Consider the following 26547-nt stretch of genomic DNA (forward strand, 5'->3'; position numbering starts at 1 on the left):
GGCTCAGTGCCCCATGCCGAGCCCGCCGTCGACGGGGATCACCGCACCGGTGATGTAGCCGGCGTCGTCGCTCGCGACGAAGCGCACGACGGACGCGACCTCCCCCGGGGTGGCGAAACGGGCGGCGGGGATGTTGGAGAGGTAGGCCTTCTTCTGCTCGTCGGGCAGCACGGCCGTCATCTCGGTGTCGATGAAGCCGGGCGCGACGACGTTGGCGGTGATGCCGCGGCCGCCGAGCTCGCGTGAGATCGAACGGGCGAGACCGACGAGGCCCGCCTTCGACGCGGCGTAGTTGGTCTGGCCGGGCGAGCCGTAGAGACCGACGACGCTGCTGATGAGCACGATGCGGCCACGGCGCTTGCGGATCATGCCCGTGGCGGCGCGACGGGCGCACCGGAAGGCGCCGGCGAGGTTCGTGTCGATGACGGAGTCGAACTCGTCGTCGCTCATCCGCATGAGCAGGGTGTCGCGGGTGATGCCGGCGTTGGCGACGAGCACCTCGACGGGGCCGCCGAAGATCTCCTCGGCTGCGGTGAAGGCCGCGTCGACGGAGGCCGAGTCGGTGACCTCGCAGATGACGCCCCGGAGGCCCTCGGGCGGCTCACCGGAACGATGCGTGATGACGACGTTGTCGCCCGCGTCGGCGAAGGCCCTGGCGATCGCCAGGCCGATGCCGCGGTTGCCTCCGGTCACGAGCACGTTGCGCGCCTCGGTCGTTGACACTGTGCGTTCCTCCGTCCGTCCGGCCACTGCCGGGTCGCTGCCTTGCCCCGAAACCTAACGGACTACCGAAGGGTAGACAGCACGGTGCCGCGCGCGTGGGACGGGCTTATGGTTGAAGGGTGCCAAGAGCCAAGAACGAGCCGGTCGTCTACTCCGTCACCTCGGCGTCGACGTCCACGACGGACGACCAGGACCAGCGGGTCCGCCGCTACCTCACGATGATGGGCATCCGCATCGCGTGCTTCGGTCTGGTCTTCGTCACCTCGGGCTGGCTCCGCTGGACCGCCGTGCTCGCCGCGGTCTTCATCCCCTACGTCGCCGTGGTGCTCGCGAACGCCGTGAGCCCGCGCCAGCCGGGCAGCATCCAGTCGGTCGTGCCCCGGGACGACACGCAGCGCCTCGAGCAGTGAACGGCCCACTCTCCCTGTCGCCCGACCGCGGCGCCGAGGTCGAGCACGTCTGCAGCGCCAAGGGCTGCCGCGCCACGGGTGTCCACGCCGTGATCTGGAACAACCCGAAGCTGCACACCCCTGAGCGGCGCAAGGTGTGGCTGGCCTGCGACGACCACGAGAAGTCCCTCGCCGACTTCGTGGCGCTGCGTGGCTTCCTCATCGAGGTCGTCCCCGTCGAGGCACTCACCGACGCCGACGGCTGAACACAACGGTCTCGGGACCCCCGGTCAGTCGCGGTGCAGTCCCGTCTGGAGCACCCGCCGGGTCGAGGCCGGATGGGCGTCCAGCTGAGCGGCTGGTCGAACGGGTCGGGGCTGCAGGTCACCACCGCAGTTCGGGCACGTGCCGCTCAGGCAGGCAACGACGCACCGCGCGCACCACGTGCACTCGAAGGTGCAGATCATCGCCTCCGTCGACTCGGGCGGCAGGTCACGGTCGCAGCACTCGCAGCTCGGGCGCAGTTCCAGCACCGCCACAGTGTCGCAGCGATCTCGCGGTCCGGAAACGAAGGGGTCAGAGCCCGCGTGCCGGATCCCGCCACGTGCGAGCCCGTCGTCGGGAGCGTAGCCTCGGTCGTCGCGCACGCCCAACGCCCCTGCTGACCTCCACCCAGACGTCACCGGCTGCCGTCACCGGGATGCGCGGAACGACTCTCGCCGTCGATCGTCGCCCGTGCCCGAGCTAACGTCGGCCGGACCCTCGGTGGGGGCAGCCGCGGTCAGCCGCCGATGGCGGACATGGGTCGGTCGGGCTGGACGAAGTCAGGGTCGCCGATGCCGTGGCCGCGGCGCTTGCGCCACATCTCGCCCCGCATGAGGCCGAGCAGCTCGTCGTCGGTGGCGCCCTCCCGGAGGGGCCCCCGCAGGTCGGTCTCGGTCGTCGAGAAGAGGCAGTTGCGCACCTGCCCGTCGGCCGTGAGCCGCGTGCGGTCGCAGGCCGCGCAGAACGGTGCGCTGACGCTGGCGATGATGCCGACCGTCTCGGGTCCGCCGTCGATGAGGAAGCGCTCGGCCGGCGCACTCCCCCGGTCTGCGGCCGGCAGCGGCGTCAGCTCCCAGCGCTGCGACAGTCGCTCGCGGATCTCGTCGGCGGAGATCATCTGCGTGCGGTCCCAGGCGTGCTGGGCGTCGAGCGGCATCTGCTCGATGAAGCGCAGCTCGTAGCCGCGCTCGAGGCACCAGGCGAGGACGTCGGCGACGGAGTCGTCGTTGATGCCGCGCATCGCGACGGCGTTGACCTTGACCGGCGTCAGTCCCGCGTCCGCGGCGGCCTTGAGGCCTGCCTCGACGTCGGCGAGGCGGTCGCGGCGGGTCAGCTGCGTGAAGGTGTCCGAGTCGATGGTGTCGAGGCTGACGTTCACCCGGTCGAGGCCGGCCTCCTTGAGCCCGATGGCGACGCGCTCGAGGCCGACACCGTTCGTCGTCATCGCGATCTTGGGACGCGGCTCGAGCGCGGCGATGCCCGCGACCAGGTCGACGAGCGAGCGGCGCAGGAGCGGCTCGCCGCCCGTGAGGCGCACCTGCGTGATCCCGTCGCGCACGAAGACACCGATGATCCGCAGCATCTCCTCGTCGGTCAGCATCTCCGCCTTGGGCATCCACGGCAGTCCCTCGGCGGGCATGCAGTAGGTGCAGCGCAGGTTGCAGCGGTCGGTGACCGACACTCGGAGGTCGCGGGCCCGGCGCCCGAACTGGTCGGCCAGCCCTGCCGGTCGGACGCTCGGGTCGGGAAGGCGGGTCATGGGCTCCACTCTAGGCCGGGTCCTGCAGCGAACCGATCTGCTCATGCTGCCGATGTTGTCCCAGCCCTCTGAACTGCGGTGATGTGTCGTCTGGGTGCTTCGTCAGGATGGCAGGGGCGGGTCGTTTCTGGACCTCCTGCGGACGGGTTGCGGACGGCCCGAGCTCATCACGCCGGAATGGCGCCACTGCCCTCGTGCGACCTGCGTGCCTGATGAGTGCCTTGCACCTCAGGGCCGATGACCCCGTATCGCAGCCACCAAAGCGGCCCGCACTGCAAGCCCGCTACGGCAGCGGTCGACTCGTCAGGCTGTCCGGCGGGCTGACGGCCACCAGCGGGCGCTGGTGCGGCGTCACGTCGAGGGCGCCGGTCTGCACGACCTCGTGCGCAAGGTCGACGATCTTGCGGTTGGTGTTCTGGCTGGTGATCCGCAGCAGGTCGAAGGCCTGGTCCTCGGTGACCTTGTGGTTGGCCATGAGCACTCCCATCGCCGTTCCGATCCCTCGGTTGCTCCGAAGTGCACGCTCGAGGTTCTGCACGTGGCGGTCGTAGAAGGCAGCTGTCGCGACCAGCGCGCCGTGGGTCGCAAGGAGCAGACCGATCATGGTGTCGCGTTCGGTGAACGCACCCTGAGCCTCGGCATAGAGGTTGAGGCCCGCGACGGTACCGGTGGAGGGCAACAGCATCCTGTAGGACAGCATGCTGTGGAGGCCGAGCTCGTCGGCCACCCGTCGGCCGTAGGCCGGCCAGCGGTCGTCGGTCCGCAGATCGCACGGGCTGTACATCGTTGACGTGACGATGGCATCGAGGCACGGTCCGGAGCCCAGCTCGAACTGGATGGCGTCGGCACGTCGTACGCGCTCGTCCGTCGCCGCCACGGTCAGGAACTCGCCGTACCGCAGGGTCGTGATGCTGGCACCCACGGCTCCTTGCACGCGTTCGCAGGCGACGCTGGTGATGGCCTGGAAGGGGTCGTGTCCGCCCTCGTCCTCCACGCGCCTGCCGAGCTGGGCGAACCCTTCGGCAACGTCGCGTAGGTACTCGACGCCGGGGTCGAGTCCCATCTCGCTGTACTGCTCGTCCATGGCCATCCTTCGTCGGTGTGTTCGCGCCCGGGAGGGCAACACCGGCGATCCCCGCTCTCTGACTGGCCCCTGATGCTCTGGGACCGCGGCTGGTGACCATGTGTCGCTGCATCACTGACTCTACGCTCCTCCGGCGGCGGCTCCTCTCGCGAGAGCCTGACCACCGTTGGGAACCGGCCGAGGTCCAGTCGGACGTCGTTGTTGCTCCGACAGGGCTCGCGGGCCCTCCCGCACGCATGGGCCGGCTCACGACGTCGACCGTCCGTTGTCGGGGTACCGCGGGTTCGGGTGGGCGAGATCATTGGGTAACACAAGAGCATGGAACCGATCCCAGAGACGCGGCTCGCACTCGAGCGACTCGGCCAGTACGGCGACTCGGCGTTGCAGGACGACCTGACGGAGATCGCGGCGATGGTCGTTGCAGCGGTCCCCGGGATCGTGGGGTTCAGCCTCGGCCTCGTCCGCCAAGGTGTCACCTTCACCTACGTGGCGACGTCCGAGACCGTGTCCTCGCTCGACGCCGTCCAGTTCATCGACGGCGGTCCCTGCGTGGATGCGGTCAGTGCCGGCGAGCCCGTGCTGACGGACGAGGAGCATCTGTTCGACGAACAGCGCTGGCACACCTTCGCCCGGGCCAGCGCCACCGCTGGAGTCCACAGCACGCTGTCTCTCCCGATCCTGACGGGCGAGACCGTCACGGCTGGCATCAACGTGTACGGCGCCGGGACCGATACCTTCAGCGGTCGCGAGAAGCGACTGGCTGAGATCTTCGGTGCCTGGGCTCCGGGCGCGGTGCACAACGCCGATCTGCCCTTCGCCACCCGGGACAGAGCGGCTGAGACCCCGGCACGCATCGAGGACCTCGACACCATCAGCCGAGCGGCCGGCATCCTGGCGGTCCAGCAGGGCATCTCGCCCGACGAAGCCGACAGCAAGCTCCACGGTGCCGCTGAACGTGCCGGAGTGTCGGTCGTGGCCGTCGCGCGGCTGATCGTCCGTTCCAGTTTCCGGTCGCGCCCGTTGGACGGCTGAACGTCCGCTTCCGACGCGGCCCTGCCGGACGAGCTCCTGTGGCCTTGCCTGCCCGGACCGAACACGGGCGACGGCGTCGACCGAAGCCCTGAGTCCTCTCCGCGGTGCAGCACGCTTCGCCGTGGCAGCATCGGGGTGTGCCGTTGGAGGGGATTCACCAGGACCGGGGACGCGCGGAGTCGTTCGGCCCGGCGGCGCAGGCCTATGACCGGTTTCGCTCGGGCTATCCCGACGCGCTGATCGACGATCTGCTCGCCGCCCGTCCCTCGAGCACGCTGGACGTCGGGTGCGGTACCGGCAAGGTGGCGGCGGCGATCGCCTCCCGTGGTTTCCGCGTTGTCGGTGTGGAGCCGGACGACCGAATGGCGGCGGTGGCGCGCTCGCATGGTCTGGAGGTGGACGTCGCCTCGTTCGAGAGCTGGGACAGCCAGGGCCAGACGTTCGATCTGGTCACCTGCGGTCACGCGTGGCAGTGGATCGACCCGCTCGTCGGCGGCCCCAAGGCGGCGTCTCTTCTCCGCCCGGGCGGCACCATCGCGCTGTTCTGGAACTACCACGTGCTCGACGACTCCGTGCTCACCCGGTTTCGTGCCGCCTACCGGGTGCATGCACCTGGCCTGGCCGTCGTGGGACAGGACCCGAGCGGTCTCGAGGACGCGGACCCCTTCCGTGACGTCCCGTCGCTGACGCCGGGAGAGACGCGCACCTACCGGTGGGTCCGCGAGTTCGACGGCGCGGACTGGACCGGGATGGTGGGAACGTTCAGCGACCACCAACGTCTGGGCCCAGACCGTCTGGCCGCCTTGCAGCGGGACCTGTGGCGCATCATCGATGAGCACGACGGGCTGGTCGTGGCGCGGGGCGGCACGTACGTGTGGTCGGCTCGCACGCTGCCGACCTGAGCCGCGGCGACGCCGCTTGCGTCAGCCGGTGTGCGCTTCACGTCGACGGCCGCGGCTCCGAACTGCTCTGCAGAAGAACGGCTCTCGTCACCGCCAATGAGGCAGCGGAGGCACGCGCCGGGCTGGGAACGCGAGCGCCACCAGCACCAGCATCGACCTGCCGGTCGCTCCTTCAGTCCGTCATGCCCAGGGCTTCAGCTGCACCTTGACGTGTCCGTCCCGCTTCTCCTGGAAGGCCTTGTAGGCCTCGGGCGCCTCGTCGAGGGTGAGTCGATGGGTCGCGAACGTGTCGACGCCCAGCGGGTCCTCATCCGAGAGGAGCGGCATGATCTCCTCGACCCAGCGCTTGACGTTGCACTGGCCCATCCGCAGCTGCACCTGCTTGTCGAAGAGGGTCAACATGGGGATCGGGTCGGCCGCGCCCCCGTAGACGCCGGTGAGTGAGATCGTGCCTCCGCGGCGCACGATGTCGATGGCCGAGTAGAGGGCGCCGAGACGATCGACTCCGGCCACCTCCTGCAGGGGTCCCGCGACAGCCGATGGCAGCAGTCCCACCGCCTTCTGCACGACGGTCGTGACGGGCGAGCCGTGTGCCTCCATGCCGACCGCGTCCAGCACCGAGTCGGGACCGCGCCCTCCGGTCATCTCACGGATCACGTCACCGAGGTCGTCCTGGTGCTCGTCGAGGTCGAGCACCTCCACACCGCGGGCCTCGACCCGACGCAGACGGTCCGAGACCCGGTCGACGCCGATGACCCGGTAGCCCTTCAGCGTGCTGATCCTGCAGGCGAAGTCACCGACGGGGCCGAGCCCGAGCACGACGATGGTGCCGCCGTCAGGCACGTCGGCGTACTCCACGCCCTGCCAGGCGGTCGGCAGGATGTCCGACAGGTACGCGAAGCGATCGTCCGGCGGCCCTTCCGGAAGCTTGGTGTGGGTGAACTGGGCCTGAGGGACCCGAAGGTACTGCGCCTGCCCACCAGGGACCGACCCGTAGAGCTTGGAGAAGCCGAAGAGCGCTGCGCCAGTACCGTGCTCGCGGATCTGAGTGGTCTCGCACTGTGTGTACAGGTGCTGGTCGCACATCCAGCAGGAACCGCAGGAGATCTGGAACGGGATCGAGACGCGATCTCCCACGCGGAGATCCCCGCAGTCGGCACCCACGGCCTCGACGACACCCATCGGCTCGTGCCCCAGGATGTCACCCGGGGTCATGAAGGCGGCGAGCGGCTCGTAGAGGTGCAGGTCCGATCCGCAGATGTTGGTGGTCGTCACCCGGATGATCGCGTCAGTGGGCTGCTCGATGACGGGATCAGGCACGGTCTCGACCCGCACATCTCCCTTTCCTTGCCAGGTGACTGCTCTCATCGGGGTCTCCTTCGGAGGATGCGTCGGTTACGTGGGCCGTACCCCGGACCTTCCCGTCCGAACCCGCACGTCCAGGACCCAGACGTGACGTCACCGCAGGTCAGGGACGGACCGGTAGCCGGGTCCGTCGTCGTGCCGGGTACCGTCGATCCGTGCTTCGACTCTGGCTGACGCGGCGCTGGCTGCTCTGGACCCTCGTCGCGGTCCTCTTCGGGGTCGCCTGCTTCTACCTCGGCCTGTGGCAGTGGCACCGTCATGTCGAGCAGCGGACCAAGGTCGACGCCATCGCGCGCAACTACGGCGCAGCACCTGTCCCCTTCGCTCCCGGCCTCGTCGAGTCCCCGATCCCGGCTGAGCAGCAGTGGACCCGGGTCACCCTGACGGGGACGTATGCCGTCGGCACCGACCTGCTCGTCCGCAACCGGACGCTCGACGCGACGGTCGGCTTCGAGGTGCTGACACCGATGCGGACGGGTGACCTGACGCTCCTCGTCGACCGGGGCTGGGTGCCCAACGCGGACGACGCCGAGACGAGCCCGCCCGTCGACCCGCCGCCCACGGGCCCGGTGCAGGTCACCGGCTGGCTGCGCACGGGTGAGGTGAGCCTCGGTCGCGACCTTCCTCGGCCCCAGATGGCGAGCATCAACGTCGCCGACGCCCGGACGCAGGTGCCCGCGCTGAGCCCGGTGGACGCCTACGTCGTCCTCGGCGCGCAGCAGCCGACGGCCACCGCGGGAGAGCACCCGCTGCGCCTGCTCCCACGCCCCGAGGAGGACCTGGGACCCCACCAGGCGTACGCCTACCAGTGGTGGCTCTTCATGCCCGGCGGACTCATCTTCATCTTCTTCGCCGTCCGGCGCGAGGCAGCCGCCCAGCGTGCCGAGACCGCCGGTCCCGACGCGGCACCAGCCAAGCCGAAGAAGGTGCGCATCTGGGACGAGGAGGACGCCTGAGCCGGCCCTCCCCCGCCGGCACCGGTGCAGGTGAGAAGGTCGACGTCCGACCACACCGAGGAGTCACCCCACATGGACATGCGTCTTGAGCTCGTCCCCCTCCCGACCACCGACGTCGACGCCAGCCTGGCCTTCTACGCCGAGGGCATGGGATTCGTCCTCGACCACGACGTCGAGCCGGGCAATGGTATGCGCGTCGTGCAGCTGACGCCGCCGGGGTCGAGCTGCTCCATCGTCATCGGGGTCGGGATGAGCGCACCCGACGCGCCCCGCGTGCAGAACCTGCACCTCGTCGTCGACGACATCGTCGAGGCGCGGGCGATGCTCAGCAGCAACGGGATCGAGGTCTCCGAGGTCCAGGACATGGGCGGCGTCAAGTACGCACACCTCAGCGACCCGGACGGCAACACGTGGGCGCTCCAGCAGCTCTCGCGATGAACGGGACGACGGGGCGACCATGACGACCGGCGACTCCGCGACCAGCCGGCTGTTAGCCCGCCCGACGGGCTCCGAACGGCACGCCCGCCTACCGGGTGACGCCCTCGTGGCCGCCGACGTCGTCATGGACCGGGCCTTCACCGTCTCGGGCGCTCCAGGGTCGGTCTGGCCGTGGCTCGTCCAGCTCGGTCGGCTCCGCGCCGGGTGGTACCTCCCACGGGTCGTGGAGCGTGCCGTCCCGCGGGCGCGGCGGGCCCTGCGCCACCTCGAGCCGACCCTGCAGGGGCTCGCCGTCGGCGACGTCATCCCCGACTGGGGCGGCGCGGACGCGACCTTCACGGTCGTGGAGCTCGAGGCGGCCTCGCACCTGCTCTTCGCCTCCACGAGGGGCCACATGCAGCTCACCTGGTGCCTGCGACTACGACCCGCCGGCGACGACCGGACGCGGGTCCACCTCCGGCTCCGGCTCGGTCCGGTGCGTCACCGGCTCGCGGCCCGGAGCCTCGGCGGTCTCGTCGACCTCGCGACCGTGGCCGGCCTCGCTGCCGGGCTCGAGGAGCGGCTGGCCGACGTCGCCTGACCCGGGCGCCGGCGCTCAGACGTGGTCGAGCGCGTCACGCTCCAGCGACGTGAGCTCGCGGTCGGCACGACCCGGACGCTCGACGGTCTGGTCGTCGAACTGCGTCGCGTGGAGGTCTGCGTAGAGGCCGCCGGCCGCGAGCAGCTCGGAGTGCCGCCCGGTCTCGACGACGCGGCCGTGGTCGAGCACGACGATGAGGTCGGCCTGGCGGATCGTCGAGAGCCGGTGGGCGATGACGATCGAGGTGCGGCCCTCGAGCGCGGCGTCGAGGGCGCGCTGCACGGCGACCTCGGACTCGGAGTCGAGGTGGGCGGTGGCCTCGTCGAGCACGACGACGTCGGGTGCCTTGAGCAGCAGCCGCGCGATGGCGAGGCGCTGCTTCTCGCCGCCGCTGAGCCGGTGGCCGCGGTCGCCGACGACGGTGTCGAGGCCCTCGGGCAGCTCGGCGACGAGGTCGCTGATCTGGGCGGCCCGCAGGGCGGCGTGGATCTCGTCGTCGGTGGCGTCGGGACGGGCGTAGAGGAGGTTGGCCCGGATCGTGTCGTGGAAGAGGTGGGCCTCCTGGGTCACGACGCCGACGCGGTCGCGCAGCGAGGTCATCGTGACGTCACGCAGGTCGACGCCACCGATGCGCACCGTGCCCTCGCTCGGGTCGTAGAGCCGGGACACGAGCGAGGTCAGGGTCGTCTTGCCGGCGCCCGAGGGCCCGACGAGCGCGACGAGGTGGCCCGCAGGAGCGCTGACGGTGATGTCGCGGAGCACGACGCCGCTGCCGCGCCGGTCCCCCGACGCCACGGACTCGAGCGAGGCGAGCGACACCTCGTCGGCCGACGGGTAGCGGAACCCCACGTGGTCGAGCTCGACCCCGAGCGGCCCGTCGGGCAGGTCGACGGCGCCGGCGCGCTCCTTGACGAGCGGCTCGAGGTCGAGCACCTCGAAGACGCGCTCGAAGGAGATCAGCGCGGTCATGATGTCGACCCGCACGTTGGACAGCGACGTGAGCGGGCCGTAGAGGCGGGCCAGGAGCGCGGCGAGCGCGAGCAGCGTGCCGACCGAGAGCGTGCCGTTGACCGCCATGACACCGCCGAAGCCGTAGACCATCGCGGTCGCGAGAGCGGCGACGAGGGTCAGGGCGGCCATGAAGATCGTCCGGTTGAGCGCGATCTGGATGCCGATGTCGCGGACGCGTCCGGCGCGCTCGGCGTACTCGGCCTGCTCGCGGGAGGGCGTGCCGAAGAGCTTGACGAGCAGGGCCCCGGCAACGTTGAAGCGCTCGGTCATCCGGGTGCCCATGTCGGCGTTGAGCGTCATCTGACGGTGCGCGAGGGTCGCGAGCCGCTTGCCCATGAGCTTGGCCGGGACGAGGAAGAGGGGCACGAGGAGCAGTGACCCGAGCGTCAGCTGCCACGACAGGGCCAGCATGGCCGCGATGACGAGCACGACCGACACGACGTTGGAGACGACGTTGGACAGCACCGACGTGAAGGCCTGCTGGGCGCCGACGACGTCGTTGTTGAGCCGGGAGACGAGCGAGCCGGTCTGGGCCCGGGTGAAGAACGCGATCGGCTGGCGCAGGACGTGCCCGAAGACCTGGGTGCGGAGGTCGTTGATGAGCCCCTCGCCGATGCGCGAGGAGTACCACCTGGAGATGACGGTCAGCACGGCGTCGACGATGGCGATGGCCGCGACGACGAGCGAGAGCCGCACGACGACGGACGAGTCCTTGGGGATGACGCCGTCGTCGACGAGGCTCTTGAGCAGGAGCGGCACCGTGACGACGAGGACCGAGTCGAGGACGACGACCGCGAGGAACGCGATGATCGCCCGGCGGTAGGGCGCGGCGTACGTCAGGACGCGGCGACGGGTGCCCGGCGACAGGCTCCGCTCGGCCACCGACGAGTCGCGCGACATCGATCGCATCGCCATCCACGGCTGCATGCCCACGGCACAGACCTCCTTCAGTCCCTTGATCCAACCGCGAGGGACCGACAGCGATTCCCCCGGGCCCCCGGATCAGCCGCGAGCCGCGGCCGGACTCAGGCGCCGAAGCCGCCGAGCATCGTCTGGAGCAGCCCGGTCTGGGCCTCCCGCTCGCGGGCGAGCTGTCGGTCGCGGTCGCCGTCCATCGCCCCGCGCAGCAGCGGCTTGAGCGCGCGCAGGGCGGGTGCCGGGGCGGCGAGGAGCGCCTCGAGGAGCGACCCCGTCGCCTCGTCGAGGTCTGCCGCGGGCGCGAGCGTGCCGACCAGGCCGATGCCGTGCGCCTCGGGCGCCGAGATCTTGCGCCCCGTCGCGCAGATCTCGAGGGCGCGGGCGTAGCCGACGAGGTGCACGAGCGGACCGGTGCCGCCGAGGTCGGGCACCAGGCCGAGGCTCGTCTCGCGCATGGCGAACCACGCGTCGAGCGCGGCGACGCGCAGGTCGGCCGCCAGCGCGAGCTGGAAGCCGGCGCCGATGGCGTAGCCGTGCACCTGCGCGACGACGACGGCCGGGCACTCGGCCCAGGCGGTGAAGCCCTCCTGGTAGGCCGCGATCCCCCGCTGGACGGCCTCGGGACCTCCCGCGGCGAGCTGGGCCACGCTCTCCTCCCCGGGCACGCCCTCGGGCGTGAACATGGCGGTGTCGATGCCGGCGGAGAAGGCGTCCCCGGCCCCGCGGAGGACGACGACGCGTACGTCCTCGGGGAGGGAGCGTGCCTCGTCGGCGAGCGCGGCCCACAGCGAGGGGGTCTGCGCGTTGCGCTTCTCCGGGTGGTCGAGCGTCAGCGTGCGGACGGGCCCGTCGGTCTCGACCCGGAGGTGGGGATGCGTCATGGACGCAGGTTACCCGCGGGTCACCGTGGTGGCACCGGGCTCAGGCCGCGACCGCATGACCGACAGTGGTCGGCGAGACGACGCGCAGGATGCCCCACCCCGTGACCGATGCCGGCTGGACCAGCTCGACCCGGAAGACCCGGGCACAGTCCAGGCACGACCACGCGGACGTGGGGTCCGGGAACGGCGTCAGGTCCTCGCCCGAGCAGAACGGGCAGGTGAGGTGGTGGTCGGTGGGCATGACACACAGTGTCCCGAGCGACCCACCCAGATACAATAACCGTCCATTAGGTGAGCCCAACTATTTGCTTATGTATGCCGGTCGCCGCCCTCACTGCCCCAGGGCCCCGACCGCACGGGCCACGACGAGCAGCGACGTGAGCAGCGCGGCGGTCGCCTCGAGGCCCATGAGCGCCTTGGCCCGCGCCGACAGCGGCATCGTGTCGGTGGGACTGAACGCGCTGGAGTTCGTCAGCGACACGTAGAGGTAGTCGACGAGCTCAGGTCGCCAGTTGCTCCGCTCGCTCGAGGTGGCGGCCACCTCGGTGACGGCGTCCTGGTTCTCGTCCTGCGAGAACCGCCAGTCGGCCGGCGGCAGCCGGTCGCGCACCACCGTGTGGCGGGCGACCGGACCGCCACGGTCGATCTCCCAGAAGAGCAGGCCGAAGCCGATGACGTTGGTCAGCCACACCTGCATCCCGGCGAGCAGCAGGGGCATCCCGCCCGGCTCGGACGAGGTGAGGCTGCGCACGAGCATGCCGAGCGCCACGAGGTTCGTCGCGATGACGAGGCAGGCGAGGGCGATGGAGATGCCGCGCGACCAGCGCGTCTGCCGCACGAGGCGCCGCGGGTTGGTGACGACCAGCGCACCGAGCAGCACCAGCTCGATGACCGGGATGGCGAGGCGGGGGCCGACGAGCAGGCTCTCGGGCAGCACGGCATACGCCAGCGCCGCCACGACGACCGCGAGCGCCGGCCACAGACGGTTCTCGCCGGCGCTCGACTGCGGCTCACGACGTCGCCGTCGCCGCGCGCTCGATGTCATGGCGCCAACGTAGCCAGTGGCGCCCTGCCACGAGCGCCGACAGGCTCAGGCGAGCGAGATGAGGTCGAGGTAGTCCGGTCCCCAGAGGTCCTCGACGCCGTCGGGCAGCAGCAGGATGCGCTCGGGCTCGAGCGCCTCGACGGCTCCTTCGTCGTGCGTGACGAGCACGACGGCACCCTCGAAGGTCGACAGCGCCCCGAGGATCTCGGCGCGGGAGGCCGGGTCGAGGTTGTTGGTGGGCTCGTCGAGGAGCAGCACGTTGGCCGCCGAGACGACGAGGAGGGCGAGCGACAGACGGGTCTTCTCACCACCCGAGAGCACCCCGGCGGGCTTGTGCACGTCGTCGCCGGAGAACAGGAAGGAGCCGAGCACCTTGCGCACCTCGGTCTCGCCGAGCTCGGGCGCGGCCGACTTCATGTTCTCGAGGACCGTGCGACCGACGTCGAGGTTCTCGTGCTCCTGGGCGTAGTAGCCGAGGCGCAGCCCGTGACCGGGCTCGACCTCGCCGGTGTCAGGGGTGTCGACGCCGGCGAGCATCCGCAGCAGCGTCGTCTTGCCGGCACCGTTGAGCCCGAGCACGACGACCTTGCTGCCGCGGTCGATGGCGAGGTCGACGTCGGTGAAGACCTCGAGCGAGCCGTACGAGCGGGAGAGCCCGGACGCGCGCAGGGGCGTCTTGCCGCAGGCGGCCGGCTTGGGGAAGCGGAGCTTGGCCACCTTGTCCTGGACCCGCTCGCCCTCGACGCCCGCGAGGAGCCGCTCGGCACGCTTGGCCATGTTCTGGGCAGCCGTGGCCTTCGTGGCCTTGGCCCGCATCTTGTCGGCCTGCGCCATGAGCGCGCCGGCCTTCTTCTGGGCGTTCTGCAGCTCGCGGCGCCGACGCTTCTCGTCCGTCTCGCGCGCCTGGAGGTAGGTCTTCCAGCTGACGTTGTAGACGTCGAGGGCCGAGCGGTTCGCGTCGAGGTGGTAGACCTTGTTGACGACGGCATCGAGCATCTCGGCGTCGTGGCTGATGATGATGAGCCCGCCCTTGTAGGCGCGGAGGTACTCCCTCAGCCAGATGATCGAGTCGGCGTCGAGGTGGTTGGTCGGCTCGTCGAGGAGCAGGGTCTCGTTGCCGGAGAAGAGGATCCGCGACAGCTCGACGCGGCGGCGCTGGCCACCCGACAGGGTGCCGAGCGGCTGGCCGAGGATGCGCTCCTCGAGGTTGAGGGCGCTGGCGATGGACGCGGCCTCGGACTCGGCGGCATACCCGCCCTGCGCCTCGAACTCCGCCTCGAGCCGCGTGTAGGCGCGCATCGCCTTGTCACGGACCAGCTCGTCGTCACTGCCCATCCGGGCCTCGGCCTCGGATCGCCGGCGCACGATCTCGTCGAGGCCGCGCGCAGAGAGGATGCGGTCACGGGCGAGCATGTCGAGGTCACCCGTGCGCGGGTCCTGCGGCAGGTAGCCGACGGCGCCCGTGCGGGTCACCGTGCCGGCGGCCGGCTGGCCCTCGCCCGCGAGCACCTTGGTCAGGGTCGTCTTGCCGGCACCGTTGCGGCCGACGAGACCGATGCGGTCGCCCGCGTCGATCCTGAAGCTGGCGTCCTCGACGAGCAGGCGCGCGCCAGCACGCAGCTCGATCCCGGTGGCGACGATCACGGCATTCCTCCTATCGGTGCCGCACTACGTCAGCGGCCGGACAACCCCTCCAGTCTAGGAGCCGCGGAGGGGTGCTCTCGACGCCTTATCCGCGCGGCGGCCTCGTGGCAGGCGTCACAGCCACACGTCGTCGTCGCGTGCATCGTGCCGACGTTGCGCCGGGTGCCGGGCTCCCACAAGGGCTCGCGTATGCCGCCGGGCGAGGTCACCGTCGGCAGCAGGGTCGGCGTGGGGTGGGGGTCCGCCGTCCCGGCCAGACAGCACCGGCACGGCGTGTAGCCGCCGTTGCCGGACTCGTGCCACGCCTGCTGGTGACCGCAGCCTCGGCACAGGTGGACGAGGACGCTCACCGACGCGAGGTCTCGGGCGCGACCGGCATGAGGACGGAGAAGCCGGCACCGTCCCCGCGGATGGCGAGGGGGCGGTGGGGACCGTCGAGGACGAGCGTCGGCCGGGCACCGGCGACGGCGAGCGCCTCGTGGAGGAACTCCGGGTCGACGAGGACGTCGGCGACGCCGTCCGTGCCCGCACCGGACGTCTCGGCGACGTGGACCGAGCCGTCACGGACGACGAGCCCGACGGTCTGCCGCTCCACCGGCAGGAGGGCCTGGAGTCCCCCGGCGTCGACCGCACCCCGGCCGGGGTCCTCGGCGACGATGCTCCGGTAGTCGGGGAACGAGCCCGGGAGCACCGGGGTCGCGAGCAGCTCACCGTCCACGAGCGCGACCGACCGACCCGGGCGCAGCTCGAGCACGACCTCGGCGTCCACGGCGAGGGCGGCGCACGCCGCGGCCACCCGGTCGGCCCAGCCGACCGGGACGACCGCGGCCACCGGCTCGTCCGGCGAGGCCGCGGGTGGACCGAGCACGATGGCCCACCCGACGGCGAGGCGGTAGCGGTCGGTCGCGACGCACCGCACCTCGGCGCCGCACACCTCGACGAGGATCCCCGTCAGCACGCGCAGGTCCACCCCGTCGGGGGCGCCCGCGACGGGCTCCCCGGGCGCCACGGCGAACCGGACGGCCGCCAGGGCCGCGGCCAGGTCGCCGGCGCGGACCCCGACCCGGCAGGCCTCCGTCCCCGCGAGGTCGCGCTCGGCGAGGAGCGCCAGCGTACGCACGATCTCGCGCCGGGCGTCCGCCAGGCCGTCGACGAGGCGCTGCTCGTGGGCGGTGACGACGTCCGCGGCAGCGCCGGACGCACCCCGCGCATCCTCGTCGAGCACGAGCGCGACCTCGGCGAGCGGCATGCCGACCCGGCGCAGCGAGGCGAGCAGGCGCGCGGCGCGGACCTGCGCGACGGCATACCTCCGGTAGCCCGTCAGGGCGTCGACGTCGGCGGGGACGAGGACGTCCTCGCGGTCGTAGAAGCGCAGCGCGCTGGCGGTGAGGCCGCTCTGACGGGCGACCTCGCCGATCGTCAGGAGGCGGTCGGCGTCGTCGGCGTCGTCGGCAGCTGGCACGGGGGTGGCGGGCATGACGAGAAGACTGGGCCCTCGACCGGGTCGAAGGTCAAGACCCGTAACGACGTCGACACATCGATGCAGCACGATGTCCTCCATGAACAGCCCCCTGCCCCCGGGTGAACCGCTCAGTGCGGAGCACGCGCGGCTCATCGACTCCCCCGGCCACGACGCCCCGTGGCGCCTCTGGGGCCCCTACCTCTCCGGCCGGCAGTGGGGCACGGTCCGCGAGGACTACTCGGCCGAGGGCAACGCGTGGTCCGAGTTCCCCTTCGACCAGGCCGTGTCGCGCGCCTACCGCTGGGGCGAGGACGGGCTCGGTGGCATCAGCGACCGCTTCGGCTTCCTCAACTTCTCCGTCGCCCTCTGGAACGGCAAGGACCCGATCCTCAAGGAGCGCCTCTTCGGCCTGACCAACGAGGAGGGCAACCACGGAGAGGACGCCAAGGAGTACTGGTGGGCCCTCGACGGCACGCCGACGCACTCGTGGATGCAGTGGCTCTACCGCTACCCGCAGGCCGAGTTCCCCTACGAGCAGCTGCGCCGTGAGAACCGCGAGCGCACCCGTGACGAGCGGGAGTTCGAGCTCGGCGACACCGGCATCCTCGACAGCCACGAGTTCTTCGACGTCACGATGACGTACGCCAAGGCCGGGCCCGACGACATGTGCATCCGGATCTCGGCGACCAACCACGGGCCGGCCGCAGCGCCGCTGCACGTGCTGCCGACGATCTGGCTGCGCAACACGTGGAGCTGGGGCGTCGACGACCGGGTCACCGAGCTGCGCGAGATCCGTCGCAACGGCCGACCGCCACGCGGCTACCGCGCCGCCGAGGTGACCCACGGCTTCCTCGGCCGCTACGTCCTCGCCGCGTCCGGCTCGCCGACGACCCTCTTCTGCGACAACGAGACCAACGCCAGGCACGTCTTCGGCGACCACGCCCCCGCCAACCAGTCGCTCTACCCGAAGGACTCGATCAACGAGCGGGTCGTCCACGGCCGCACGCAGGCGGTCAACCCCGGCGGCTACGGCAGCAAGTGCTCCTTCTGGTACCGCTTCGACTCCGTCGGGCCCGGCGAGACCGTCACCGTCGACCTGCGCCTCGCTCCCGGTGACCCCGGGCTCGAGTGGTTCGGCGACGACTTCGAGGACGTGCTCGGCGCCCGGTCCGCCGAGGCCGACGAGTTCTACGGCCACGTCATCGACGCCTCCCTCGACGAGGCCGACCGGCACGTCGCGCGCCGCGCCTACGCCGGCCTCCTGTGGGGCAAGCAGCTCTACCGCTACGACGTGCGCCAGTGGGCGAACGGCGACCCCGTCGGCCCGGCCGTCGCCGAGTCGCGGAAGAAGGGCCGCAACGAGCACTGGAAGCACCTCGCGCTCGCCGACGTCATCTCGATGCCCGACGAGTGGGAGTACCCGTGGTTCGCCGCGTGGGACCTCGCCTTCCACACCATCCCGCTCGCCCACGTCGACCCGGAGTTCGCCAAGGAGCAGCTGGTCCTCATGTGCCGCGAGTGGGCCATGCACCCCAACGGCCAGCTGCCGGCGTACGAGTGGGCGTTCGGCGACGTCAACCCGCCGGTCCACGCGTGGGCGGCCTGGCACGTCTACCGGATCGACGGCTACCGCGACCGTGAGTTCCTCGTGCGCGTCTTCACCAAGCTGCTGCTCAACTTCGCGTGGTGGGTCAACCGCAAGGACGCCAACGGCTCCAACCTCTTCGAGGGCGGCTTCCTCGGGATGGACAACATCGGCCTCTTCAACCGCTCCGCTCCCCTGCCGCCCGGCTTCCGGCTCGAGCAGTCCGACGCGACGAGCTGGATGGCCTTCTACTGCCAGCAGATGCTCAAGATCGCCCTCGAGCTGGCCCGCACCGACAAGGCGTGGGACGACGTGGCGACGAAGTTCCTCGAGCACTTCCTCTCCATCGCGCAGGCGATGCGCCACTTCGGCTCGAGCGACAAGAGCCTGTGGCACGAGGAGGACGGCTTCTACTACGACGTGCTCGTCCAGCCCGACGGGCGCGCACCGCACATGCGGGTGCGGTCGATGGTCGGCCTCCTGCCGATCCTCGGCGCGACGGAGATCCCGTCGTGGGTCGTCGACGAGTGCCCCGACGTGACGAGCCGCTTCCAGTGGCTCCAGGAGCGCCGGCCCGAGCTCGTCAAGCCCATGCTGGCCCGCGACGACGGCAAGATGCTGCTGACCCTCGTGCCGCCCAAGCGACTGCGCCGCATCCTCGAGCGGATGTTCGACACGGAGGAGTTCCTGTCCCCCTACGGGATTCGCTCGCTGTCGGCCGCGACGCGCCAGGCCGTCACGGCGACCCTCGGCAACGAGACCGTCTCGATCGAGTACGAGCCCGGCGAGTCGCGCACCGGCATGTTCGGCGGCAACTCCAACTGGCGCGGGCCCGTGTGGTTCCCCACGAACGTGCTCCTCGCCGACAAGCTGCGCACCTACGGCCGCTACTTCGGTGACGACTTCCGCATCGAGATCCCGACCGGCTCGGGCGACTGGCGCACGCTCGACGAGGCGGCCGACGTCATCGACGGGGGCCTCACGGCGCTCTTCCGTCCCGTCGACGGCCGTCGTCCGTCCGACGGCAAGCGCATCGAGTCCTCGCCCGACCCGCTGTGGTCGGCGCACCCCACCTTCTCGGAGTACTTCGACGGCGACACCGGCGAGGGCCTCGGCGCGACGCACCAGACCGGGTGGACGGCCCTCGTCGCCCACCTGCTCAACCCGCGGCTGCCCCCCGACCCACGCACCATGGGCTGGGCCTGAGCGACCCGGCATACGTCCTCGGTCGGTCCGGCTCGTGCCGGCGGGTCGGCCGATGGCGTATGCCGTCCGGCGGGCGAGGCGTGTCGGGTCACCCGTCGCGCTCGGGTAGCGTGAGCCAGCGTGAACGCGCCCATCTCCGTTCGTGACATCACCGCAGCCGAGCACCTCGCCTGGCTGCGGTCCCAGCCCTCGGCGAGCTTCCTCCAGACGCCGGCCTGGGCCGACGTCAAGAAGGAGTGGCGCGCCCAGTCGGTCGGCTGGTTCGAGGGCGAGGAGATGGTCGGCGCCGCACTCGTGCTGCACCGCTCGCTGCCCCGCATCAAGCGCTCGCTGGCCTACGTGCCCGAGGGCCCCTGCATCGACTGGGCCTCACCGCGGCTCGTCGAGCTGCTCCGCGCGCTGCGCGACCACCTCAAGGCCGAGGGCGCCTTCGCGCTGCGGCTCGGGCCACCCGTCGCGACGCACCGCTGGCGCACCGCCACGATCAAGGCAGCCATCGGCGACCCGGCCGTCCGTCGCTACGACGACGCGACGCCCGACGTCGTCGAGCCGGTGGGCACGGCCGTCGTCGCCGAGCTCCGGCGGCTGGGCTTCAGGCACCTCAGCCCCGACGACGGCTTCGCGGCCGGCCAGCCGGAGTACGTCTTCCAGGTGCCGCTCGCGGGCCGCACCGAGGCCGACGTGCTCGCCGGCATGAACCAGCTGTGGCGCCGCAACATCAAGAAGACCGCGAAGAACGGCGTCGAGGTCCGCGTCGGAGACGCGTCCGACCTGCCGGCCTTCCACCGCACCTACGTCGAGACCGCCGAGCGCGACCGCTTCACCCCGCGCGGGCTCGCCTACTTCGAGACGATGTACGCCGCCCTCTCGGCGGAGGATCCCGATCGGATCCGCGTCTACCTCGCCGAGCACGAGGGCGACGTGCTCGCCGCGACGATCTTCATCCGGGTCGGCGAGCACGCCTGGTACTCCTACGGCGCGTCGACGTCGGCCAAGCGCGAGCTGCAGGGCTCGACGGCCATCCAGTGGCGGATGATGCAGGACTCCATCGCCGCCGGCGCGAGCGTCTACGACCTGCGCGGCATCACCAACACGGTCGACGAGGCCAACCCGCACATCGGTCTCATCCGCTTCAAGGTCGGCACGGGCGGCGAGGCCGTGCGACTGGCCGGCGAGTGGGACCTGCCGCTGAACCGCTTGCTCTACAAGGCTTTCGACCTCTACATGAAGCGGCGGTGATCGGACGTGTCCTTCGTCCTCCACGTCGACGGTGAGCGCTGGCGCGCCGCCCACGACCGTTTCGTCGCCGACCACTCCGGCGTCGTCCCCGTCATCAAGGGCAACGGCTACGGCTTCGGCCGTGACCTGCTCTGCGCCGAGGCCGCCCGACTCGGGGTGCCGATGGTCGCGATCGGCGCCTACGCCGAGCTACCCTCTGCCCTGGGCGCGTTCGGCGGTGACGTGCTCGTCATGGAGCCCTTCCGTGCCGCCGTCCACGCCCACCTGCCCGACCTGGCGAACCGGCGCGTCGTCCACACGGTGACGACCGGGTCCGACCTGGCGAGCCTTCGCGAGGTGCTCGCCGACGCGCGGGTCGTCGTCGAGGGCCTGACGTCGATGAACCGTTACGGCACACCCGTCGCGGACGTCGCCGACCTGGCCGGAGTCGCCGACGCGGTCGGGGTCACCCTGCACCTGCCGCTCGGGACGGGCCACGTCGAGGAGATCTCGCGTTTCATCGCCGCCGTGCCCTGGGTCCGCACGTGGTTCGTCTCCCACGTGTCCGCGGCCGAGCTCGCCACTCTCGCAGCGCGGTTCCCGGAGCACGAGTTCCGGCCCCGCATCGGCACGGACCTCTGGTACGCCGACAAGGGCTCCTACGAGGTGCGCGCCCACGTGCTCGACGTGCGACCCGTCGCCAAGGGTACGCGGGTCGGCTACCGACAGCGCGCCGTCGGCGCGGGCCACCTCGTCGTCGTCAGCGGCGGCACGTCGCACGGGGTCGCGATGGAGAGCCCGTCGTCGGCCGCCACCGCGCGCTCACGTGCCATCGCCGTCACCGAGGGCGTGCTCGAGGCCGCGCACCGGGTGCGTTCGCCCTTCACGGTGTCGGGGGTCATGCCGCGCTTCGCGGAACCGCCGCACATGCAGTGCAGCCTCCTCGTGCTGCCGGCCGGCGTCGCTCCCCCACGGATCGGCGACGAGGTCCCGGTCCGGATGCGCCTGACGACCACCACCCCGGACGCCGTCGTCGTCTCCTGAGACGCCTGGCTTCCGGTCCCGTGCCGCGCGGACCTAGGACCGTGCCGTCGTCGGGACGGTGAGGATCTCGACTCCGTCGCCCGTGATGGCGATCGTGTGCTCGCTGTGGGCCGACCGGCTGCCGGTGGCGCTCCGGAGCGTCCACCCGTCGGCATCGGTCACGAGCTCGGCGGTGCCGGCCATGACCCACGGCTCCAGGGCCAGCAGGAGGCCGGGACGCAGCGTGTAGCCACGGCCCGGCCGTCCGGCGTTCGCGACGTGCGGGTCCTGGTGCATCGTCGACCCGACGCCGTGGCCCCCGAACTGGGTGTTGACCGGGTAGCCCGCCTCGGAGAGGACCGAGCCGATGGCATACGAGATGTCCCCGACGCGAGCGCCCGGCCCGGCCGCGGCGATGCCGGCGGCCAGCGCCCGCTCCGTCGCCTCGATCATCGCGACGCTCTCCGGGGGCCGCGACTCGCCCACGACGAAGCTGATCGCCGAGTCGGCCACGACTCCGTCCAGGGACACGGCGAGGTCGAGCGAGACGAGGTCGCCCTCGGCGAGCGCCCGGTCATGAGGCAGTCCGTGCAGCACGGCGTCGTTGACCGACGTGCAGATGTAGTGGCCGAACGGTCCCCGGCCGAAGGACGGCGCGTAGTCGACGTAGCAGGACGACGCCCCGGCCTCGACGATCGCCGTCTCGGCCCACCGGTCGATGTCCAGCAGGTTGGTACCGACGGTCGCGCGGCCCTTCAGCGTCTGCAGGATGTCGGCGACGAGAGCTCCCGCGGCCCGCGCGCGGGGCAGCTCGGAGGGGCTCAGGATCTCGATCATGCGGCGCCTTTCCATGCGACTGTGGTGCGACCAATAACTATCCCGGCCATGTTATCCCGGTCTAGGATCGAGAGCATGGTCAGGTTGCCGCTCACACCCGCCGAGGTCGAGCGCGGACAGCGGCTCGGTGCGCTCCTGCGTCGCGCCCGCGGTCAACGCACGATGCTCGAGACCGCCCTCGAGGCACGGATCTCCCCGGAGACCCTGCGCAAGATCGAGTCGGGCCGCGTGGCCACGCCGGCCTTCCCGACGATCGCGGCGATCGCCGAGGTCCTCGGCCTGTCCCTCGACGCGGTGTGGGCCGAGATCAGCCCCCGCGAGACCGACGGTGCCGCTCAGGGCTCCGGTCGGGCCGCGCGAGACCGCATCGCCTCGTAGGACGACCCGCTCAGGGACGTGGGCGTCGTCGCCCCCCCCCAGCCGTGCGGCGGGGGTCAGACGCCGGCCCCCGCCGCGATGACGTCGAGGTCGCGCACGGCGTAGCGGTGGTGCTCCCACTCCTCCTCGAGGATCGTGTGCAGGCAGGAGAGCACGGTCTCGGGGTAGGCCGGGTCGTGCGGGTTGGGTCGCGCCGACGCAAGCAGCTCGGGCGTGACGTCCGCGATGAGGTCGCGCACCATCGCGACGCGTCCTGCCCGCACCTCGAGGACCTCGCCGTAGGACGGCGCGACCTCGGCGAGGACCGACGTGTCGAAGCCGTCGCCCTTGGTCGCAGCATCGACCAACCCGAACGGGTGGAAGGGCTGCTCCTCCCCGAGGATCGCCTGGCGCAGCCACGTGTCCGTGGCCATCACGAGGTGCCGCAGCGTCTGTGCGAACGACCACTCGCCGGCGACCGACACGTCCACCGTGCCGGCCGGCATCGTGTCGACCCGCTCGAGCGTGGAGCCCCAGGTGCGCTCCAGCCGGTCCCACGCGGCGGCGAGTCCCTCCGGATCGGTGGCGCGCCGCTCGGCGCGTCCCGGGAATCGACGGTTCAGCTCGGCCTCGACGAGCGGGATCACGTCGACGCCGTTGACGCGCAGGAAGGTGTCGCCGTCGGAGAGCCACGGCGCGTCGATCTCCACGCCCTCCGCCTGCACACCGCGCATCACGACGCCGGAGATGTCTGCCCCGACGAAGCGCGCGCGACGCAGGTCCGTGTCGACGAACTCCGCCGCCTGCAGGTCATCGGACGGTCCGAAGGTGGCCATGAGCTCTCCTTAGTCCTCCGCGGGACGGCCAGACTACCGAGGTCGGTCCCGTCCCGCGGCTCGACCCAGGCGGTACTGGTCGGCGGCCAGGAGCAGCCACGCCACCGACGCGAGCACCAGCCACGGCTCACCCGAGACCGCCACCCACAGGAGCCCCGCGGCCATCACGACGCCGAAGCAGGCGTCGGTGACGAGCTCGCCGCGGCTGAGCCTCCGGTCACCCCACGGCGCGAGCTGCTCGGCGTCGAGCCGGGACAGGACCGACCGGAACAGGCCGCGCCCGGCGGTCATGGACGCGACCGCGAGCGCGCCGCCCCAGAGGTCGCGGACGCCCGAGGCGGCGGGGACGTCGGAGGTGGCGCAGGACGCGTGCCGTGGATGGTCACGTCAGGCCCCCCTCCTGTGTCGCCGCTCCGTGCCTCGTCGCCGAGTGTGCCCGAGGTGCGGCCTCGGCGCCGTGCACCATGCCGATTGCGTCACCGTGCGACCTGGTGCGCGTGCCCCCGGCCGTCACCGCCGAGCGATACCGTCGTCCCGGACGGTCGGCGTCCGGGAGGTGACAGGTATGCGGTACGACACGAGTCCCACGGCGCGGGCGCTCCTCGCCCTCGAAGCCATCCAGGACTGCCCCGGCATCACCGCGCAGCGGCTCGGCGACCACCTGGGCGTCACCGAGCGCGCCGCCCGCCGCTACGTCGCCATCCTCCGCGAGGCCGACCTGCCCATCGAGTCGGTCACCGGCCCGCACGGCGGCTACCGCGTCGGCCGAGGCCTGCGACTCCCGCCGCTGATGTTCACGGCCGCCGAGGCGCTCGGCCTCGTCATGGCCGTGCTCGAGGGACACCGGGGTGCGGCCGACCCGACCGAGCTCGTCGGCGCGGCCCTCTCCAAGATCCTGCGCGTCCTCCCCCAGCAGGTCGCCGAGCCGGTGCGGGCGGTCCGCCGTGTCACGAGCCCGCCGCCCGACCCGAGTCTGCGCGTCGACCCGGCCCTGACGGCACAGCTCGTCGAGGCGTGCACGAAGTCGCGCCGGGTGCGCATCGACTACCGCCTAGAGGACGGCCGGGAGCGCCCGATGGAGGTCGACCCGTGGGCCGTCGTCCTGCGCCACGGCCGGTGGTACCTCCTCGGCTGGTCGCAGACGAGCGACGCCCAGCGGGCCCTCCGCGTCGACCGGGTCGTGTCCGTCTTCACGACGTCGCTGACCTTCGAGCCACCGAAGGACCTCGACGCGCTCCGGACGCTGGAGGAGCACCTCTCCCAGGGCTGGCGCCACGAGGTGGACGTGCTCCTGCGGGCCGACCTCGACGAGGCCTCGCGCTGGCTCCCGCGCAGCCTCGGACGCCTCGAGCCGGTCGAGGGTGGGGTCCGGCTCCGAGCCACGACCGACGAGCCCGAGTGGTACGCCCGCCAGCTCGCCGTCACCCCGCTGACCTTCGAGGTGCTGGGGTCACCCGCGCTCGTCCAGGCCACCGAGGACCTCGCCGCGCGCCTCGTGAAGTCGGCGGGCGCCACCGACTCCACCCGCAGCCGCGCCGCCCACCGCTGACCCGGGCCCAACGGGTACGACACCGGCAACGGCCGCAGGTGCAGCAGCCGACGTCCACAGGTCCCCGCGCACTAGGGTGATCTCGACCGGACCGGGGAGGCCCCCGGTCCCGACCCGAGGAGCGGCAGATGAGCTTCAACGACAGCGCCCAGCTCGACACTTCCCAGGTGCAGAGCGGCGGCAGCGGAGGTGGCGGCGGAGGCGGAGGCTTCCCCGGCGGCATCCAGGTCGGCGGAGGCATCGGTGGCCTCATCCTGCTCGTGCTCATGCTCATCTTCGGCGGCGGCAAGATCCTCGGTGGCGGTGACTCCGGCAGCACGACCGGCGGTCTGCCCTCGCAGCAGCTCCAGTCCGACCAGGTCGGGGCCGCGGGCCAGGTCGACCAGGGCGACTTCTCCCAGTGCAAGACGGGCGCCGACGCCAACAAGAACGACGTCTGCCTCATCATCGCGACGGTCAACAGCGTCCAGGACTACTGGGGCAAGACGCTGCCGAAGTACCAGATGAACTACGAGCCGGTGAAGACCGTCATCTACCAGGGCCAGACCCCGTCGGGCTGCGGCACCGCCAACTCGCAGGTCGGGCCGTTCTACTGCCCGCTCGACTCCAAGGTCTACGTCGACGCCAGCTTCTTCGAGGAGCTGCAGAGCAAGTTCGGCGCCGACGGCGGCCAGCTCGCCAAGGAGTACGTCATCGCGCACGAGTACGGCCACCACGTCCAGAACCTCCTGGGCATCCTCGACCGGGCGCAGCAGGACCCCCAGGGCCCCAACTCCGGAGCCGTCCGCATCGAGCTCATGGCCGACTGCCTCGCCGGCACGTGGGTCAAGCACGCGACCGAGACGACCGACGCCAACGGGACCCCCCTGCTCAAGCCCATCACCGAGCAGGACATCACCTCGGCACTCTCGGCCGCGTCAGCCGTCGGTGACGACCGCATCCAGAAGAAGATGCAGGGCCGCGTCACTCCCGAGAACTGGACGCACGGCTCGTCAGAGGCCCGCCAGAAGTGGTTCCTGCAGGGCTACCAGACCGGCGACCTCAACCAGTGCAACACCTTCGGCGTCGACACCGTCAGCTGACGCCGCCCGGGGTGGTCTCGGTGAGCTCGATGCGCACCGCACGTCCGCGACGCAGCGCCTGCTCCAGCACGTCGCGCTTCGGGTCGGGCAGGTCGTAGAGCTCGCGGAGCGGCAGCCCCGACAGGGCCCGAAGGGCCCCCGCGTCGAGGACCTCACGCACGAGGGTGCGGTCCCCGCCGACGACGAGACCGTGAGGTATGCCGTCCGCTCCCGTCGCCGGTGACTCGTCGTCCCCGAGGAGCACCCGTCGCGCATGACCCACGACGGCGTCGACGAGCTCGTCGGCCTGCTTGCCGCGCCGGCGGGCGAAGCGCTGCTGCGACCAGCCGCCCGCCGCGGTGCGCGACTGCACGTGACGGGTCCCGACCTTCGAGGCCGTGAAGGCGCTGGCGGAGGCCAGCCCGACGGCATACCCACCGCGCCTGACGAGGATGACACCGAGCGGCTCGTGGGCGAAGGGCGTCGCCACGACGGTGGATCCGTCGGCCGCGCGGGCGGACACGACGACGCCGCCGGGAGTGGTCTCCTCGGCGGCGTCGTAGGGGCCGTGTCGCTCGGCGAAGCCCGCCATCCAACGGTCGAACCGCCCGGGGTCGACCTCGATGACGCGCGTCGTCACG

General features: G+C 71.5%; 28 protein-coding genes. 13 read left to right on the forward strand and 15 right to left on the reverse strand.

All coding sequences use genetic code 11. The features are described 5' to 3' along the window. Positions 1–3 precede the first annotated feature (3 nt). Positions 4–723: a beta-ketoacyl-ACP reductase gene (locus ACSQ2D_RS11605; RefSeq protein ID WP_435986097.1), complete on the reverse strand. Its 720-nt coding sequence runs from the start codon at positions 721–723 to the stop codon at positions 4–6. Positions 724–842: 119 nt separating this feature from the next. On the opposite strand from ACSQ2D_RS11605, the gene ACSQ2D_RS11610 reads away from it, so the two are divergent. Continuing rightward, positions 843–1133: a DUF3099 domain-containing protein gene (locus ACSQ2D_RS11610; RefSeq protein ID WP_435986098.1), complete on the forward strand. Its 291-nt coding sequence runs from the start codon at positions 843–845 to the stop codon at positions 1131–1133. Continuing rightward, positions 1130–1378, forward strand: coding sequence for a hypothetical protein (locus tag ACSQ2D_RS11615; RefSeq protein WP_435986099.1), 249 nt, complete (start codon positions 1130–1132; stop codon positions 1376–1378). Before ACSQ2D_RS11610 ends, ACSQ2D_RS11615 begins: the two co-directional genes overlap by 4 nt. Before the next feature lie 24 nt (positions 1379–1402). Here the strand turns inward: ACSQ2D_RS11615 and ACSQ2D_RS11620 are convergent, their stop codons facing one another. From ACSQ2D_RS11620 to ACSQ2D_RS11630, 3 genes are all read right to left on the reverse strand, one after another. Continuing rightward, positions 1403–1795, reverse strand: coding sequence for a DUF1272 domain-containing protein (locus ACSQ2D_RS11620; RefSeq protein ID WP_435986100.1), 393 nt, complete (start codon positions 1793–1795; stop codon positions 1403–1405). Positions 1796–1893: 98 nt separating this feature from the next. Then, positions 1894–2916, reverse strand: coding sequence for a GTP 3',8-cyclase MoaA (gene moaA / locus ACSQ2D_RS11625; RefSeq protein WP_435986101.1), 1023 nt, complete (start codon positions 2914–2916; stop codon positions 1894–1896). 283 nt (positions 2917–3199) lie between these two features. Next, complete coding sequence (locus ACSQ2D_RS11630; RefSeq protein ID WP_435986102.1) at positions 3200–4000, reverse strand: GAF and ANTAR domain-containing protein; 801 nt, start codon at positions 3998–4000, stop codon at positions 3200–3202. Between the two features lie 318 nt (positions 4001–4318). Here ACSQ2D_RS11630 and ACSQ2D_RS11635 point away from each other — a divergent pair, with 318 nt between their 5' ends. After that, positions 4319–5032, forward strand: coding sequence for a GAF and ANTAR domain-containing protein (locus ACSQ2D_RS11635; protein ID WP_435986103.1), 714 nt, complete (start codon positions 4319–4321; stop codon positions 5030–5032). Between the two features lie 137 nt (positions 5033–5169). Further along, positions 5170–5934 carry a class I SAM-dependent methyltransferase gene (locus tag ACSQ2D_RS11640; protein WP_435986104.1) on the forward strand — a complete coding sequence of 255 codons (765 nt, stop codon included), beginning with the start codon at positions 5170–5172 and terminating at the stop codon, positions 5932–5934. A gap of 180 nt (positions 5935–6114) precedes the next feature. Here ACSQ2D_RS11640 and ACSQ2D_RS11645 read toward each other — a convergent pair whose 3' ends face one another. Continuing rightward, positions 6115–7302 carry a zinc-dependent alcohol dehydrogenase gene (locus ACSQ2D_RS11645; RefSeq protein ID WP_435986105.1) on the reverse strand — a complete coding sequence of 396 codons (1188 nt, stop codon included), beginning with the start codon at positions 7300–7302 and terminating at the stop codon, positions 6115–6117. 152 nt (positions 7303–7454) lie between these two features. Here ACSQ2D_RS11645 and ACSQ2D_RS11650 point away from each other — a divergent pair, with 152 nt between their 5' ends. The 3 genes from ACSQ2D_RS11650 (at position 7455) to ACSQ2D_RS11660 (ending at position 9273) form a co-directional block, all read left to right on the forward strand. Beyond that, positions 7455–8255 carry an SURF1 family cytochrome oxidase biogenesis protein gene (locus ACSQ2D_RS11650; protein WP_435986106.1) on the forward strand — a complete coding sequence of 267 codons (801 nt, stop codon included), beginning with the start codon at positions 7455–7457 and terminating at the stop codon, positions 8253–8255. Positions 8256–8327: 72 nt separating this feature from the next. Next, the gene (locus ACSQ2D_RS11655) at positions 8328–8693 is read left to right on the forward strand and encodes a VOC family protein (RefSeq protein ID WP_435986107.1); all 366 of its coding nucleotides are present in this window, start codon (positions 8328–8330) and stop codon (positions 8691–8693) included. Between the two features lie 19 nt (positions 8694–8712). After that, entirely contained in the window at positions 8713–9273 is a 561-nt protein-coding gene (locus ACSQ2D_RS11660) for a hypothetical protein (protein WP_435986108.1), read from the forward strand. Between the two features lie 15 nt (positions 9274–9288). Here the strand turns inward: ACSQ2D_RS11660 and ACSQ2D_RS11665 are convergent, their stop codons facing one another. The 6 genes from ACSQ2D_RS11665 to ACSQ2D_RS11690 form a co-directional block, all read right to left on the reverse strand. Next, complete coding sequence (locus ACSQ2D_RS11665) at positions 9289–11211, reverse strand: ABC transporter ATP-binding protein (protein WP_435987851.1); 1923 nt, start codon at positions 11209–11211, stop codon at positions 9289–9291. Between the two features lie 98 nt (positions 11212–11309). After that, the gene (locus ACSQ2D_RS11670) at positions 11310–12083 is read right to left on the reverse strand and encodes an enoyl-CoA hydratase/isomerase family protein (RefSeq protein WP_435986109.1); all 774 of its coding nucleotides are present in this window, start codon (positions 12081–12083) and stop codon (positions 11310–11312) included. A gap of 40 nt (positions 12084–12123) precedes the next feature. Beyond that, complete coding sequence (locus ACSQ2D_RS11675; protein ID WP_435986110.1) at positions 12124–12324, reverse strand: hypothetical protein; 201 nt, start codon at positions 12322–12324, stop codon at positions 12124–12126. Between the two features lie 90 nt (positions 12325–12414). Continuing rightward, positions 12415–13128 (reverse strand): hypothetical protein, encoded by a 714-nt coding sequence (locus ACSQ2D_RS11680; RefSeq protein ID WP_435986111.1) that lies wholly within the window; start codon positions 13126–13128, stop codon positions 12415–12417. Positions 13129–13173: 45 nt separating this feature from the next. Beyond that, entirely contained in the window at positions 13174–14772 is a 1599-nt protein-coding gene (locus tag ACSQ2D_RS11685) for an ABC-F family ATP-binding cassette domain-containing protein (RefSeq protein WP_435986112.1), read from the reverse strand. A gap of 346 nt (positions 14773–15118) precedes the next feature. Next, positions 15119–16249, reverse strand: coding sequence for a MerR family transcriptional regulator (locus ACSQ2D_RS11690; RefSeq protein ID WP_435986113.1), 1131 nt, complete (start codon positions 16247–16249; stop codon positions 15119–15121). Between the two features lie 82 nt (positions 16250–16331). Between ACSQ2D_RS11690 and ACSQ2D_RS11695 the strand changes: the two genes are divergently transcribed. The 3 genes from ACSQ2D_RS11695 to ACSQ2D_RS11705 all read left to right on the forward strand — a co-directional run bounded on the left by ACSQ2D_RS11695 (position 16332) and on the right by ACSQ2D_RS11705 (position 21287). Beyond that, complete coding sequence (locus tag ACSQ2D_RS11695) at positions 16332–19025, forward strand: MGH1-like glycoside hydrolase domain-containing protein (protein ID WP_435986114.1); 2694 nt, start codon at positions 16332–16334, stop codon at positions 19023–19025. Between the two features lie 120 nt (positions 19026–19145). Further along, the gene (locus ACSQ2D_RS11700; protein WP_435986115.1) at positions 19146–20264 is read left to right on the forward strand and encodes a lipid II:glycine glycyltransferase FemX; all 1119 of its coding nucleotides are present in this window, start codon (positions 19146–19148) and stop codon (positions 20262–20264) included. 6 nt (positions 20265–20270) lie between these two features. Then, positions 20271–21287 (forward strand): alanine racemase, encoded by a 1017-nt coding sequence (locus ACSQ2D_RS11705; RefSeq protein ID WP_435986116.1) that lies wholly within the window; start codon positions 20271–20273, stop codon positions 21285–21287. A gap of 33 nt (positions 21288–21320) precedes the next feature. On the opposite strand, the gene map is transcribed toward ACSQ2D_RS11705, so the two are convergent. Continuing rightward, positions 21321–22103, reverse strand: coding sequence for a type I methionyl aminopeptidase (gene map / locus ACSQ2D_RS11710; protein WP_435986117.1), 783 nt, complete (start codon positions 22101–22103; stop codon positions 21321–21323). A gap of 75 nt (positions 22104–22178) precedes the next feature. On the opposite strand from map, the gene ACSQ2D_RS11715 reads away from it, so the two are divergent. Next, complete coding sequence (locus ACSQ2D_RS11715; protein ID WP_435986118.1) at positions 22179–22481, forward strand: helix-turn-helix domain-containing protein; 303 nt, start codon at positions 22179–22181, stop codon at positions 22479–22481. A gap of 56 nt (positions 22482–22537) precedes the next feature. Here ACSQ2D_RS11715 and ACSQ2D_RS11720 read toward each other — a convergent pair whose 3' ends face one another. Next, positions 22538–23296 (reverse strand): DinB family protein, encoded by a 759-nt coding sequence (locus ACSQ2D_RS11720; protein ID WP_435986119.1) that lies wholly within the window; start codon positions 23294–23296, stop codon positions 22538–22540. Between the two features lie 33 nt (positions 23297–23329). Beyond that, positions 23330–23587, reverse strand: a complete 258-nt coding sequence (locus ACSQ2D_RS11725) for a hypothetical protein (protein WP_435986120.1) — start codon at positions 23585–23587, stop codon at positions 23330–23332. A gap of 274 nt (positions 23588–23861) precedes the next feature. Between ACSQ2D_RS11725 and ACSQ2D_RS11730 the strand changes: the two genes are divergently transcribed. Together ACSQ2D_RS11730 and ypfJ are read left to right on the forward strand one after the other, a co-directional pair. Next, positions 23862–24845 (forward strand): helix-turn-helix transcriptional regulator, encoded by a 984-nt coding sequence (locus ACSQ2D_RS11730; RefSeq protein ID WP_435986121.1) that lies wholly within the window; start codon positions 23862–23864, stop codon positions 24843–24845. 128 nt (positions 24846–24973) lie between these two features. Then, on the forward strand, positions 24974–25927 hold the full coding sequence (gene ypfJ / locus ACSQ2D_RS11735) for a KPN_02809 family neutral zinc metallopeptidase (protein WP_435986122.1): 954 nt from the start codon (positions 24974–24976) through the stop codon (positions 25925–25927). Here the strand turns inward: ypfJ and ACSQ2D_RS11740 are convergent. Further along, complete coding sequence (locus ACSQ2D_RS11740; RefSeq protein WP_435986123.1) at positions 25920–26546, reverse strand: acVLRF1 family peptidyl-tRNA hydrolase; 627 nt, start codon at positions 26544–26546, stop codon at positions 25920–25922. The genes ypfJ and ACSQ2D_RS11740 overlap by 8 nt on opposite strands. Between the last annotated feature and the right edge of the window lies 1 nt (position 26547).

Origin of the sequence: Terrabacter sp. LjRoot27 (assembly GCF_964254175.1) — a bacterium.
GTDB lineage: Bacteria > Actinomycetota > Actinomycetes > Actinomycetales > Dermatophilaceae > Terrabacter.

Excerpts from the sequence above, each read along its gene's own strand:
- moaA (WP_435986101.1), bottom strand. The coding sequence starts at position 2,916 with ATGACCCGCCTTCCCGACCCGAGCGTCCGACCGGCAGGGCTGGCCGAC.
- ACSQ2D_RS11630 (WP_435986102.1), bottom strand. The coding sequence starts at position 4,000 with ATGGACGAGCAGTACAGCGAGATGGGACTCGACCCCGGCGTCGAGTAC.
- ACSQ2D_RS11635 (WP_435986103.1), top strand. The coding sequence starts at position 4,319 with ATGGAACCGATCCCAGAGACGCGGCTCGCACTCGAGCGACTCGGCCAG.
- ACSQ2D_RS11645 (WP_435986105.1), bottom strand. The coding sequence starts at position 7,302 with ATGAGAGCAGTCACCTGGCAAGGAAAGGGAGATGTGCGGGTCGAGACC.
- ACSQ2D_RS11655 (WP_435986107.1), top strand. The coding sequence starts at position 8,328 with ATGGACATGCGTCTTGAGCTCGTCCCCCTCCCGACCACCGACGTCGAC.
- ACSQ2D_RS11660 (WP_435986108.1), top strand. The coding sequence starts at position 8,713 with ATGACGACCGGCGACTCCGCGACCAGCCGGCTGTTAGCCCGCCCGACG.
- ACSQ2D_RS11665 (WP_435987851.1), bottom strand. The coding sequence starts at position 11,211 with ATGCAGCCGTGGATGGCGATGCGATCGATGTCGCGCGACTCGTCGGTG.
- ACSQ2D_RS11670 (WP_435986109.1), bottom strand. The coding sequence starts at position 12,083 with ATGACGCATCCCCACCTCCGGGTCGAGACCGACGGGCCCGTCCGCACG.
- ACSQ2D_RS11675 (WP_435986110.1), bottom strand. The coding sequence starts at position 12,324 with ATGCCCACCGACCACCACCTCACCTGCCCGTTCTGCTCGGGCGAGGAC.
- ACSQ2D_RS11680 (WP_435986111.1), bottom strand. The coding sequence starts at position 13,128 with ATGACATCGAGCGCGCGGCGACGGCGACGTCGTGAGCCGCAGTCGAGC.
- ACSQ2D_RS11690 (WP_435986113.1), bottom strand. The coding sequence starts at position 16,249 with ATGCCCGCCACCCCCGTGCCAGCTGCCGACGACGCCGACGACGCCGAC.
- ACSQ2D_RS11695 (WP_435986114.1), top strand. The coding sequence starts at position 16,332 with ATGAACAGCCCCCTGCCCCCGGGTGAACCGCTCAGTGCGGAGCACGCG.
- map (WP_435986117.1), bottom strand. The coding sequence starts at position 22,103 with ATGATCGAGATCCTGAGCCCCTCCGAGCTGCCCCGCGCGCGGGCCGCG.
- ACSQ2D_RS11715 (WP_435986118.1), top strand. The coding sequence starts at position 22,179 with ATGGTCAGGTTGCCGCTCACACCCGCCGAGGTCGAGCGCGGACAGCGG.
- ACSQ2D_RS11720 (WP_435986119.1), bottom strand. The coding sequence starts at position 23,296 with ATGGCCACCTTCGGACCGTCCGATGACCTGCAGGCGGCGGAGTTCGTC.
- ACSQ2D_RS11725 (WP_435986120.1), bottom strand. The coding sequence starts at position 23,587 with ATGACCGCCGGGCGCGGCCTGTTCCGGTCGGTCCTGTCCCGGCTCGAC.
- ACSQ2D_RS11730 (WP_435986121.1), top strand. The coding sequence starts at position 23,862 with ATGCGGTACGACACGAGTCCCACGGCGCGGGCGCTCCTCGCCCTCGAA.
- ypfJ (WP_435986122.1), top strand. The coding sequence starts at position 24,974 with ATGAGCTTCAACGACAGCGCCCAGCTCGACACTTCCCAGGTGCAGAGC.